Genomic DNA, 12,841 nt, shown 5'->3' on the forward strand with positions numbered 1-12,841 from the left:
TCAGCCCATATCCTCGATGTTGGCGCGAAGCCCAGCGAGCTCAAGCGCGATCTGGCGCGTCCCCAGCATCTTGGCCGGGTTCGAGAAGCATTTGGCAGTCGGGGCGCGGTCGGCGACCCGGTAGACTCTCCAGAGCTCGTAGCGCTCACGCTCGCGCAGCGCCTTCTCGAACTCCTGCCGGGGCCAGTCGAAGCGCCCGTCGCTACCAGTCGTCGACTTGACCTCGAGCCAGCGCGGACGCCCTCCGGCGTCGATCGAACGAATGTCATGATCGGCGCCGGGCTGATTACGCGACGTCCACACGACGTAGCGCTCGGGCTCGTCAAAGCCCATGGCACGGACCTTTTCGATTTCCATGCGGTAGACGAGCGCCTCGCCGCGCTCGCCGACACGCCCCGCCCGTGCGATCTCGTCGGGCGGGGGCGGCAGCCAGCCGCCCGACGACCCGCCACCACCGCGGTTTGACGGCTCGCGCGGCTCGATCTGCGCCCCCCGGGTATCGGCGACCGTTAGCGAGACCTCGTCGAGATCCGGTAGCTCGAAAGCTGGGGCCGGCTGAGGCGGTGTCGGCGACGGAGGGTTGGCCGCCGGGGAGGGGTGCGGATCGACGGGCGCGACCGGCCCGGTGTCGCTCGGGGCGTCTGTGGCAAGATTGTCGAAGACTTGTCGTTTTGCCAGCTCCTCGGCATCGTCCGCGACATCTTCATCCTCATCGAAACCGAGATCGAGGCCATCATCATTCTCGTCCGACCGCCGGTGCGGGATACCCATCATATCGAGATAGTCGGTGAGTTCCTCATGTGTCCCACACAGCAGCAGGGGTAGGAACGCGTTGGCGATCCCGCGCATCGTCGCGACGCTGGTCGCTCCGGCGATTTCGGCGAGCGCTTCCGCGAGCATCAGCTGGACGGCAGACTTGTTCTTGGGCGGGACGAGCGCCAGCTGGTCACCGCTGAGGGCAAGCTGGACGGGGACCAGCACAGTCGCGGCCCCCACTCCGTAGCGGCGATGAAGCGTCTGGTAGAAGGCGATCGAACGGACGCCGGAGAGGCGAGCTTGGATCGTCATCAGGTCCGACGGGACAAAGCCCTGATGCCCGTGCCGATTGCGATGGGCGACCTCGCTCAGCGCGCGCGCGAAGAGCGGCCGGTGGAGCATGGCCAAGATGCGATCGCCCTGCTTGGGTTTGAACCAGAAGGGTGGGCGGCCGGGAGGCCCGAGCACCGGCTCGCTGGCGCCCGCGATCGCCGACAGCGGACGGATGCCCAGCACGGTAAAGAATATGCGCGAACGGTCGGTCGTTTCGATGACGCCGATCTTACTGTCGGCGACGCGCAACGCTTGCTGAAGCGCCGGGAAATCTGGTTCGACAAGCTGACCGGCGCGCAGTTCGGCCAGCGTAAACAAGCGCGAGCGATCGTCGATAAGGCAGCGGACATCGTCGAGCCCGGCCGGCATCCCCAAAGGGCCGCGCAACCGATAGGCCTCGAGCAGAACGCGTCGGCGGTTTTGATCGAGCGGTGCCTCTTGCGCCCAGGTCGTTCCGACGTGCCGGAAGAAGCGTTGCCAATGGCTTTCGTTCGGGATCGATGGCGCCCCGAGGTCCTGATAGGCACGGCCTGTCTCGTCGCTATGACGGTAGACCGGAATCGCTTCTGCGAGTGGGGCTGGGATGCGAGCGCTAACGAGGATGTTCGAAGGTGCCTCATATCCATTGCGCACCCAGCAAATCGGCAGATCGGCGACTTCGGCCCTGACACGCCGCTCGCGGCTGATGGCGTCGACGAGCGCGGGGTAAAGGAGATCGGGGCGGACCGGAGCGCTGCCTTGCTCCCGGAAAAGCTCGATCATATCAAGCAGCGTCTTCGAATCCGGCGCCTGCTTGAGCTTGAGCTTGCGATAGAGGAGCTCGTTAGCGCCAGCGACGATGAGGCTGTCGTTGCCGACGCAGAGGCGGTTGGTCGCGGTGTCGAGGTGCAACGTCGCTGGCGCGACGAGTGCGCCCGATCGCGCCTTTAGGCAGGGGATCGCGCGCAACGCTTCAATCGTGGTGCCGGCCAACAGACTTAGGTTTTCGCTGAGCAGCTTCTCAAATCTGTCCGCCATACCCGGCCTATCGGCCAGCCCTCTAGCATAGCGCAGGAGGTCCGCGCCATTGAGCGTCTCGCGGAGGCGTAGCCGCGCAATCAGCGCGGGCGCGTTCAGCAACTCCTTAGACGGCGCATCGATCGCCGGATCGAGCAGACGAGCGAGCGGCGGCTTCAGCTTGGCCATCGCGTTTGGCGAAACCCACTCGCCCCGCTGGTTCTTGACCACCGGGTTGGCGCGCAGCGCACTCAGCGCCGCCCGACTGATGGGTGTCTCGCGCGTCAGCAGTTTGCGATAGAGCGTTTCGCGCTCGCGATCGTCGGGAGCGGCGGTCGCCGCGCGTCGCGCCGCGTCAATCAGCCAGCGCTCCTCGTCGAAAAGCTTGCAATGTCCCGAAATCGCCCTAAACGGCGCGAGCTCCGGATGAAGACGGTTGGCCATGGGCTCGGGACAGTCGTCCCAAAGCTCGGGATCGACAATCATCAGCTCGGTGGCCGGCCGCGGCGAGCCGGTATAGCTGAGGGTCGACGGCGTGCTGGCGAGGTCGGTCTTGAGCGGTTTGGTCAGTCGTCGGGGAAAGGCGGAAAGCGCGGCCGCCTGACGCTTCTGCACGTCGATGCTAGAGATCCCTGCCGGATAGTCACTGTAGTAGAACTGGGCATCCTTGCCGAGAGGGGTGGCGAGGCCTTTACCCTCCTTGCCGGCGCATCTGAGCCGGACGAGGGACGCGATGGTGAATCGCTTCGCGCCGTAGGTCTCGACGAGATCGCACAGCCCCTGGTCGGCGGCGAGCGCCGGATCGAGATAACGATTGGCGGCGAGAAACCCGCCAAACTCCTCATCGGTAGGCAGGACGATCGTCGCGGCCGACGCGAACCGGTCGTCGCCCTTCCCCTGGGTCGGCCAGCAGGCGTCCTTCGCAAGCCGCTCGGCAATCTTGGTAGCGAAGCGGTTTGGACTCGCGAGCCCATCCGCCGCGAGTCCCTTGAACGCGTCCGCGCCATAGCGGGCGAACCAATCGGTCTTGAGCAAGTCGATGGTCATCTCGACCGCCTGGTCGATGAGCCAGTCGTTCCATACATGGTCTATGATACCGCTGCGGTCGGTATTGAGTTCGAAAGGAGCGCTGACACTGATGGCGCAGCCGGTCCGCGAGGAGGGCGCCTTCAACGGATAGTAGAAATGGCCATCTCCGCCAAGATCGACCCGCCGCCTGGCGATCGGAACCGACACGGCGATCTTTAGGCGGCCTTTGGGAAGTCGGTAATACGCCGGGAATGAGCGGCCGGCGTATTCAGGTGGGATCGCGACCGACCGCGAGAATTCTTCCTCTTGAAACGCCGTGGTCTTATCGATGCCATCGGCGAGCCGGCCTTTGCGAGCGACCATCGTCGTGCCGGGTGCGCGGCAGCGGCCAGTGGTTGCATCTTGTTTCCAGCGCAGCGACCGTCCAGTGCGGATCGAGTGGACTTGGACCTCGCGGAGGCCCCGCTTCTGGCCCGTAAGCGCCAACTTGACCAGCGTGTCGGACATACCGGCCGCCATCAAGCTAAGGGAATGCTCCTCGCGCTCGACGGTGAAAGCCTCGAGCCTGTCAGTGGAAGTCTGCCGATACGGCACGTGGATTCGTACACCCTTCTCGCCACGCCAGGCGGGGTCCGCCGCTTGCGCGGTTTCCTGCGTCTGGACATCCAGCAATGCGACCTTGCCGCCGGATCGCACATGGATGGCTTCGCCGAAGCGGAAGAGCGAACGCAGCCCAAAATTCTTCGAACCAATCCCATTCTCCTTGGGAGCCACGACCTCGCCGTGCCCACCGCCCATGACATTGCCTGTGCCGACGATGACTGAGAGCCGCTCCCAACCCTTGGTATCTATGGTCCTGCCGGTTCCGACGACCTCGAGCGAACGGCTGCCAAAGGTGAGCGTCAATGCGCGACCGCCGCCGTCGAACTCGTTCTGTACCAGTTCGCGCAAGACGTCGCCGGCGTCGTGGCCGGCTACGAATTGCTCGATAAAGCTCGAGCCGATCCGGATTTGACGATTGGCGCTAAAATCCGGTGGCACATATTCGGGTTCGTCGATCGGCGGAAGCGCGCTACGCTGCGACACCCCTACGGCGGCTGGCCGCGCTGGGGGCGCGGTGGCAGTAGCCGGCGCGACACCGGCGATTTCCTCCAAATCCGTCACTTGAAGCCCCTCCCGCGGACCGTACGCCACACGGTCCGCTATGATCTAGGAAACGTGGGGGAGTCTTGCAACGGCATGGAACGGGTCGAGCCTAGTGTTGGCGACGATCCCGCGTTGATTTAGTGTCAGCCGCGGGGGCCATCGCGACTCTCTATGGTCGTTCTGGGAAGGTTGGGGGATCCAATGGCGTCGCTGGACTACGAGATTGAGAAGACGGCTTTTCATGAGTTCTATGACTCCTCGTGGGACGCGATGGAGGCGGCCGCCAGCGCCTTTCATACCTTGATACGATCCCTGCTCGCCACCGACGCAGTGATCGCCGGCGCCAAGGTCGAAGGCCGGATCAAGGACCGTGACGAATGCCTGAGCAAGTTCCGCTTGAAATATCTAACGGCGCTTGAGAGTTCCGAGACGCCCTATGCCATCCGCGACCACATCTCAGACCTTATCGGCCTGCGCGTGATCTGCTTCTACGAGGACGACGTCGAGCGCGTGAAGGCGCTTGTTGAGGAAGAGTTTGAGGTGCTCGGCGTTACCGACAAGACAGCCCAGATGGAGGAGACGGCCGACGCCTTCGGCTACAAGGGCCTGCATCTCGACTTGCGCCTTAGCGAGGGGCGAAGAACCCTTAAGGAGTATGCGGGATACGCGCAGTATCCGTTCGAGCTACAGATCCGGACCGTGGTGCAGGACTCTTGGAGCGTTCTGGACCACAAGATCAAGTACAAGAAGTCGATTCCGAATGGACTGAAGCGGCGTATCAACACGCTCGCGGCCCTGTTCGAGCTCGCGGACCGCGAGTTCCGTGCCATTCGCGACGAAACGGCCAAGGAGATCGAACGCGCCGATTCGCCCTATGCGGAAATCGAGGAGGAATCAGCGAGTCCGCGAATCGAGATCGAAACTGCGGCGGCGCCGCCACGCAACTATGCCCCGTTGAACGCCTTCAGCCTGCTGCGCATCGCGAGGCACTTCTTTCCCGGGGTCGATTTCGAGGCGCACAAGGTCGACGGCTTCACACAGCAGGTCATCAAGCTAAAGCCCGATATCAGTCGCGGCGAATTCAACTTCTTTTTGCGCGAGACCATTGGCGAGGTCCGCCGCTACAAAGCCGACTTCGAGGAACGGGCGGATGGCGAGACGCTCAATGCGTTTACTGTCATGCGGCACTGCCTCTACGCGGGCGATAGCGACTTTTTCGGATTGCTCCTTACCGATAGAGCGAAGGAAAACTTCGATCGGTGGCGTGCCAACAGAGCTGATGGGGAAAACACGTTACGTGGACGCGAAATCGCGGCGTCCGGGGACCGAACGGACGGCGACCGAAAGGCGGCGGGAGGGCCACGTAAGCGTGCTCATGGAGGTGATCGTGTATCTGCTCAAATTCGCCGCGAGCAAACCAGGCCCGTCATTCCCTTCGAAGACGAGAAATAGAACCGCGTCTAAGGACGACCGAGGCCGGGCCGTAAGATGACCGTCGGCTTTCGTGATGAAGGGTTAAGTTGCCGTTGATAGGGCATCTCCGCACGGCGGCATTTGCGCGACTTTTTGATGCAAAGAGAGGGAACACTAAGCCGGCGACCCTGAAGGATATTGCCGGCGCCGCTTGTGTTAAAAATTATCCAAACCGCTGACAAATCAGGGACAACCGGAGAGGCACATTGCCTGGCGTATCCCGACAGTGCGATATCGGCCGGAATGGAATTGAGACCTTTTCGCTAATGCAACTGACACGTTTTGATCTCTATCAACGGGTGTGCGCCAGGCCGCTCAGTAAAGTCGCCCCGGAGCTCGGAATTTCCGGCACGGCGCTGGCCGGCATCTGCAAACACTATCAGGTACCCTACCCCGGATCGGGATACTGGACTCGCACCTCTCTCGGGCTCCCGGCGGAGCTGCCAGCGCTGCCAGAGGCATCTGATGAGACCATTGAGATCACGCCGTCGACCCAGAAACCAAGACCAAAAAGAGCACCGGAAGAAGGCTCCGCGCGGAAGACCAGGCGCGCAGCGAAACCCCATCGTCCGGCACGTCATGCGCTGCTGTTTGGTGTCGAAGAACATTTGCGAAAAACGCGGGAGGTAAAAGAAGGCGAGTTCCTCAGGCCCTACAAGAGGATCCTGCCAGATCTAATTTCATCGGAAACTGCACTGCATCGCGCACTGACGATCGCCAATGACCTCTACCTTGCGCTGGACGAACAAGGGTACCGCGTTCACATCGCTCAGGCTGCCGGTGACCTTCATCGCATCCATGTCAAGGAACAGGAAGTGGAGCGAAAGGATCGCAAATACTGACGCTATCACTCCGGAAGCATCTGGGCTCCGGACCGACCGACCGTCTTCTACATTGATACGGTGCCAATAGGGCTCGCTCTCACCGAGATGACCGAGAGAGTGACGATGCGATACCTCAATGGTGACTACCATCGCGAGGATAGCAGGTTGATACGATCAGCCAAGCCTTGGCAACTGACGCACTCCTGGACAACAGAGCAGGATATGCCCTGCGGACGTTTTCGGGTAATTGCCTATTCCCCGAAAAAGGGCGTCGACTGGTGTGTCAGTTGGCAGGAGACCGAGCAGGAGGCGCTTGGCACACTGATCCCAAAAATCGTCGAGACCTTGAAAGCGGCTAAGGACAATGTGCAACGCCTTATGGACGCCGAGGATGTGGCGGCGGCGAAGAGGAAAAAAGAGCGAGAGGAGGAGTGGGAGCGCTACCTAAGGCAAGAGGATGCCCGCAAGACAGATCAAGCTCTTGCCGATAGCCAGCAGCAGCTTGCGGAAATTATCGAAAGGTGGGGAAAGGCTATGACGGTAGAGCGCTTTTTCGCGGATGCTGAAGAGCGTCTGAAGCGTACGAACGACGGGCGGCGGCAGCGCCTGGAGGAGCGTCTGGCGCTCGCGAAGGCAATGATGGGAAACGCGGATCCGCTGGATTTCATAGAAAGCTGGGTAGCCCCGGAGGAGAGGCATCGTTCAAAGTTCAGCTAGTCAGTTTGGGTAGCCGGCACGGAAACGGGACCCGGAGAACTAAAGTTGAGCGCCGGAGAAATCAGCGGTGCGTCTGCATGATGGCTCAGGTGGTCAAGAAGATTTTGTCTTACGCACTACCGGCATTGGTGAGAACTCGTTTCGATCCAATCTCTAACATAATCCGGCTTACTGGTCGCCTGCCCATTTGAGAGTCAAGTGATGCCAGGTAGAGGCCTCCGCCACCGCCTCATGGACGGGCATAATGTCTGTCCACACTGTTCATTATACGAGCCTAAGATGATGGCCAAGTCCTGCGTCCGCAGCAGCGCGTACCACTACCACGAAAGACCTCCTGCATCGGCGGTTCACTCTTTCGAGATCGTCCACCACTGCTACCCGAAGCGCCTCTTGAGAAGGGGAAGCTCAGCCATTTCCTCGGCCGTCAGGATGAGCGCCTTCTTGGGCGTCCTCATCGTCCGTGCAACGAGCTCCGCGGCTAGCTGCTCGATCATCAACCCCTCGGCGATGATAATCTGAATGGTCTCTATCCAGAGCTCGTTGATCAGCACGTGCACCTCTTTGGCGGCCTGGTCGATGCCGCTGTCCGGGTACAGGATGTTGCGGAGCAACTGAATGTTTTCGACGACTTTGGTGTAGTCGTCTCGCCCTCCGCCGTGTGTCAACTGGTTCTCGGACTGCGCCTCCACCACGACGGCGTCTTCCATCTCTCCGGCTAACACGCCAGCAAAGGCTACCTTGCATCGATCGCGGGAGTAGGTGACGATTTCATCCTTGGTGCGCAACGGTCGCATCATGTTCGTCGAAGAGGAACCGCCGGGGCCGTAGATCTGCAGCGTGCCTTGGCCGATCTTGAAGTCGCCAACCTCAAAGCCGACCATCCGCGCCATAACGTGGTGGCCGAGCTCGTGTCGCGCCAGATGCATCAGGCGATCAGTCTCCTGCTCGCGGTGTTCGTCCTCAAAGCTCATCGGTCGCCCCTCAGTTCTCGCCAGTACCTAGCTCTCCAAGGATGGCAGATGGCGCTCGCGATAGCGCTAAAAAACGTCGGGCCTAATCCGCGCCATGACGGGCTCGAAGTCGGCGATGTCGAGGTTCCGGCCGACCGTGCCCATGTGCTGATATGTGTGTAGGTGCACCAGGCGATACGCGCTTGAGTAGCCGTACTGGCTGATCTGCCTAGGAAGGTGCTCGACGTGGATCATTCCGTTGCCAGCGAGGAAGCTCACGGCGCCCTTGATGTCGTCGTGGTGGATGCCGCTATACTCCTCGATCTTGTCGTACGTAACGTGCGCCAGATTGTTGTTTCGGTCGCGCCTTGAGACGATCAGAAGGTAGAGCTTGATGGCGTTCAGTTCGACCTGCCTCCGCAGCTTGAGCTCGTGGAAGAAGTCGATCTGATACTTGGCGTTATAGAGCGGCTTTGCCGGCAGCAGCGCATAGCCACGAAACGGGTCGAAGTCGCGGAGCCGGAACTCGCTCTGCCGGTCACCACGCTCGATGAAACGCGTCTCGAGGAGGCCGAGCCCAGCCGCGATCGTCGTCCGGCTGAGGCCGGTGGCGCGATGCAGCTTGTCGTAGGTGATCTTCACCTCACCCGTCTCCTGGTCGGCGTGCTGAGCGATCACCATGAGCGTCATGAGAGCAGCCAAGCCCTCGACGCGGTTCTCCTTGCCCCAGGTGAAGCCCTTGAGGCCACGGTCCTCGATCCAGGCATTCGGCAGGCGGACGAAGTTCTGCAGGGCCATCAGCGCTTCCCCTTCGGCTTGGTGTGCTCGTGAACGACCCAGATCGTGAAGGCAGCCAAGCCGAAGGCTGCGAGCGCGATCATGAGGGCGAGAATGACGGCCGGAGTGTTGGCCAGAGTAGTGATGAGTTCAGGCGCCTTTTCCATTGGCGAGGATCCTTTTGGTTCGCGTCGATGATGCGAAAAAAGCCGATCCAAACCACTCTATCTAGAACCAGTCCCCCCTGGGAATCGGCCAACCACGCTGCACAAGCGTTCCAAAACAACGCTTTAAGAGCAGATAGGCCATTCCATGAATACCTCTAAAGTAGTCCATGAACGCCTCGCTGTGAACTAAGAATCTGGTCCCGGGACATGTTGTCCGGGGTGCAGCATATACGCGCCTTGCCTGCGCGGGGGCACGATATCTCCAGCCAGCTGGAGGGCTTCCGCAGCCGGCTCATCGATGGAGATGTGGCCCTGCGGCACGGCGTCTTCGTCGCGGATGGGTACGCCGGAGGGCTTCCGCAGCCGGCTCATCGATGGAGATGTGGCCCTGCGGCACGGCGTCTTCGTCGCGAATGGGTACGCCCTAAGCCTCACATCTCTAGGTCAACACAGCGCCAGAAGCGCTCTCCCCAGAACGAAATGGGCAGCCTTCGGTTACCGCGTCATCGTCGAGTAGAGTTTCCGTCGCATTTTTCCACAGGAGGGTACGTCGAAATTGGTGCGGTCTCTTGTGCTTCCGTGATGCTTCCGCGCAAAAAACGCGAGGACACTTGCGAGAATCGTGATCGGATAACTATTTGATACCAATGTTGAAATTGGCGCACCCGACAGGATTCGAACCTGTGACCTCTGCCTTCGGAGGGCATCGGCTAACCTCTGCCCCAAATTGGAAAGCTTTGGACTAAGCCGCGCGCCTCCGATAGCAGAAGAGCGCCTCTTCGATAGTGGGTGTTGCGATGTAGCGGTCTACCGACTCGAACCCACATCACGGCGGGTCATCGAGGGCACTAACGTGGCCACCCGAGTAGCAACGGCTATCGGCTTATAAGATAAGGTGCGGGTATGCCGGCGTCGAGCAAACAGAGAATTTGGGAACGGAACTAATCCACAGAAATATTTTGTTGGTACTTCTGTTGGTTGGCACGGTTGCTATGTGAGTCCTAACCATAAGAGAACGCAGCCGGATTTCCTTCACTTGGATTCCGCCTCTGGGCACCATCTATTCTTCTCAAGCCGTCTCAGACAGTCTCACACAGCGCGAATTTCGCTGTGTTTTCTGCCGCTCGACGTGCTGGGCTTCTCAAGTCGTCCCACGTAGTCTCATTTCATGCGTAGGTTTTGAGGGGTACTTTTGAGGGTGTTGGGCCAGGTCGACAAGGAGATACCCTCAGAATGCCGCTGTCCGAAGTCCAAATTCGCAAGGTTTTGGCAGGCCGGCGGCGGCGCCAAAATCGCACCGTGGGCTCAGTGCTTTGTTTGGAGCGGCACAGTCTCCAATGTGGAGATCAAGGCCGCGACGCCTCTGGACAGGGATCATGGCTGTTTGGCGGTTGGCTTTGGATAGGCTTTGGTCAATTTGAGGTGCGCCTGTTCGGTTGAGCGAGCGCAATGAAAACGGCCTGGCAGGTTCACTGGGCGTGCCGGTCGGCCGAGGACAATGACCGATCCCAGGGATCGTCGGCGGCGGGTCAGGACATCCTACTTTTTTGCGGCGGACCGGGCCGATAGCGATGCCGCGCGCGCGCAGCGACCTATATCAGTTTTCATGCTGGAGGCTGCCATGGACATGAACAACAGAAAGACGCGGTTCAATATTTGGTACTGGATCGCCGCCTTCTCGGGCGTGATGGTCTTCCAATATTTCTATGCCACGACGCAGCACGTCGCGCAGATCCCGTACAGCGAGTTCGAGACCCTGCTGAACGGCGGCAAAATCGCCGAGGTGCAGGTTTCCGATCGTTTCATCCAAGGCCGCTTCAAGGAGCCACAGGGTGGCAAGCCGCTATTCATCACCACGCGGGTCGAGCCTAACCTCGCCCGTGACCTGCAGGAACACGGTGTCACGGTCACCGGCCAGGTCGAAAGCACTTTCCTGAGCGACCTGCTTTCCTGGGTTGTGCCGGTGCTCGTCTTCTTTGGCCTGTGGATGCTGCTTCTAAGACGCATGGACGGCGGCGTCGGTGGCTTGATGCAGATCGGCAGGAGCAAGGCCAGAATCTACGTCGAAGCCAATACCGGGGTGACGTTCGACGACGTGGCGGGAGTGGACGAGGCCAAGGCCGAGTTGCAGGAGATCGTGGATTTTCTGAAGAACCCGGGCGAATACGGCCGCCTCGGCGGACGCATGCCCAAAGGCGTGTTGCTGGTCGGGCCGCCAGGCACCGGCAAGACCCTGCTCGCCAAGGCTGTCGCGGGCGAGGCCAAGGTGCCGTTCTTCTCGATCTCCGGCTCCGAGTTCGTCGAGATGTTCGTCGGGGTCGGGGCCGCGCGCGTGCGCGACCTCTTCGAGCAGGCTCGGTCCAGGGCTCCTGCGATCATCTTCATAGACGAACTCGACGCACTTGGCCGCGCCCGAGGAACCACGGTCGGCGGCCACGATGAAAAGGAACAAACGCTCAACCAGCTTCTGGTCGAACTCGACGGTTTCGATCCACAGATCGGCGTCGTGCTGCTGGCCGCGACGAACCGCCCCGAGATCCTCGATCCGGCACTTCTGCGGGCTGGCCGCTTCGATCGACAAGTGCTGGTCGACAGGCCGGACAAGCAGGGTCGCATCAAGATCCTGCAGGTGCATATGGCCACGTCGAAGCTGGCGACGGATGTCAATGCGGAAAAAGTGGCCGCACTGACGCCCGGCTTTACCGGCGCCGACCTGGCCAATCTCGTGAACGAGGCGACATTGCTTGCCACGCGCCGCAAGGCGGATGCCGTAACAATGGAGGATTTCAACAACGCGGTGGAGCGCATCGTCGCCGGGCTCGAAAAGCGCAACAGGCTGTTGAACCCGAAAGAGCGCGAGATCGTCGCTTATCACGAAATGGGCCACGCACTGGTCGCCATGGCGCTGCCTGGCGTCGATCCGGTGCACAAGGTATCGATCATACCACGTGGCGTCGGCGCGCTCGGCTACACCATCCAGCGCCCGACCGAAGACCGCTTCCTCATGACGCGCGAGGAGCTGGACAACAAGATGGCGGTGCTGCTCGGCGGCAGGGCGGCGGAGTGGATCGTATTCGACCACCTGTCCACCGGAGCCGCTGATGATCTCGCCAAGGTAACCGACATAGCGCGCGCCATGGTGACGCGTTACGGCATGTCGGCAAGACTCGGCCACGTGGTTCTGGAAAAGGACCCACGTTCCTTCCTGGCCCCCAACCCGCTCGCCGGCGGGCCGCGCGAGCACGATTACGGGGAGGCCGCCGCCGACGCCATCGACACCGAAGTGCGCGGCATTGTCGAGGCGGCTTTCGAACGAACGGTGGGCCTGCTCACCGAACGGCGCGATCTCCTCGAAAAGGCGGCACGCAGGCTGCTCGATACCGAGACGCTCGACGAGAACGAGCTCGCGTCGCTGGTCGGAAAGGTTCAGCCAGGGCATCGCGCCTTTCGGGAGGACGGTCGTCGTGGGACTGCGGCGCTGCGAGCGGCCGAAACCCCGCGTGCAATGCCTCCGCGAGTCGCTGGTCCCGGAGCATAGTAATTCATTCAAAGCAGCAATGAGCCGGAAGCTGTAGACCAGCTGGCAAAGGCGCTGCGGGATCCCGGCCGGATCGAGCGATCACCGTTCCTGATCGAATGGTATTCGAGCCCCGCTTTGCAAGGCGGTGCCAAG

8 protein-coding genes are annotated in these 12,841 nt (G+C 61.1%); 4 read left to right on the plus strand and 4 right to left on the minus strand.

Translation table 11 applies throughout. From position 1 onward, the window contains the following. Entirely contained in the window at positions 1-4,278 is a 4,278-nt protein-coding gene (locus tag NKJ90_RS08250; RefSeq protein WP_352485904.1) for a protein NO VEIN domain-containing protein, read from the minus strand. 183 nt (positions 4,279-4,461) lie between these two features. Between NKJ90_RS08250 and NKJ90_RS08255 the strand changes: the two genes are divergently transcribed. The 3 genes from NKJ90_RS08255 (at position 4,462) to NKJ90_RS08265 (ending at position 7,274) form a co-directional block, all read left to right on the plus strand. Next, complete coding sequence (locus NKJ90_RS08255) at positions 4,462-5,712, plus strand: GTP pyrophosphokinase (protein WP_352485905.1); 1,251 nt, start codon at positions 4,462-4,464, stop codon at positions 5,710-5,712. Between the two features lie 287 nt (positions 5,713-5,999). Next, complete coding sequence (locus NKJ90_RS08260; protein ID WP_352485906.1) at positions 6,000-6,575, plus strand: hypothetical protein; 576 nt, start codon at positions 6,000-6,002, stop codon at positions 6,573-6,575. Between the two features lie 105 nt (positions 6,576-6,680). Continuing rightward, positions 6,681-7,274, plus strand: a complete 594-nt coding sequence (locus tag NKJ90_RS08265; RefSeq protein WP_352485907.1) for a hypothetical protein — start codon at positions 6,681-6,683, stop codon at positions 7,272-7,274. 374 nt (positions 7,275-7,648) lie between these two features. Here the strand turns inward: NKJ90_RS08265 and NKJ90_RS08270 are convergent, their stop codons facing one another. The 3 genes from NKJ90_RS08270 to NKJ90_RS08280 all read right to left on the minus strand — a co-directional run bounded on the left by NKJ90_RS08270 (position 7,649) and on the right by NKJ90_RS08280 (position 9,168). Then, a complete protein-coding gene (locus NKJ90_RS08270; protein WP_352485908.1) occupies positions 7,649-8,245 on the minus strand; it encodes a zinc metalloprotease in 597 nt (198 codons plus the stop codon). 66 nt (positions 8,246-8,311) lie between these two features. After that, positions 8,312-9,022 (minus strand): hypothetical protein, encoded by a 711-nt coding sequence (locus NKJ90_RS08275; RefSeq protein WP_352485909.1) that lies wholly within the window; start codon positions 9,020-9,022, stop codon positions 8,312-8,314. Next, the gene (locus tag NKJ90_RS08280) at positions 9,022-9,168 is read right to left on the minus strand and encodes a hypothetical protein (protein WP_015314521.1); all 147 of its coding nucleotides are present in this window, start codon (positions 9,166-9,168) and stop codon (positions 9,022-9,024) included. The genes NKJ90_RS08275 and NKJ90_RS08280 overlap by 1 nt, the downstream gene beginning before the upstream one ends. Positions 9,169-10,789: 1,621 nt before the next feature. On the opposite strand from NKJ90_RS08280, the gene ftsH reads away from it, so the two are divergent. Continuing rightward, positions 10,790-12,706 (plus strand): ATP-dependent zinc metalloprotease FtsH, encoded by a 1,917-nt coding sequence (gene ftsH, locus NKJ90_RS08285; protein WP_023757992.1) that lies wholly within the window; start codon positions 10,790-10,792, stop codon positions 12,704-12,706. Positions 12,707-12,841 lie beyond the last annotated feature (135 nt).

The sequence above is a fragment of the Mesorhizobium sp. M0051 genome, assembly GCF_040323235.1.
GTDB lineage: Bacteria > Pseudomonadota > Alphaproteobacteria > Rhizobiales > Rhizobiaceae > Mesorhizobium.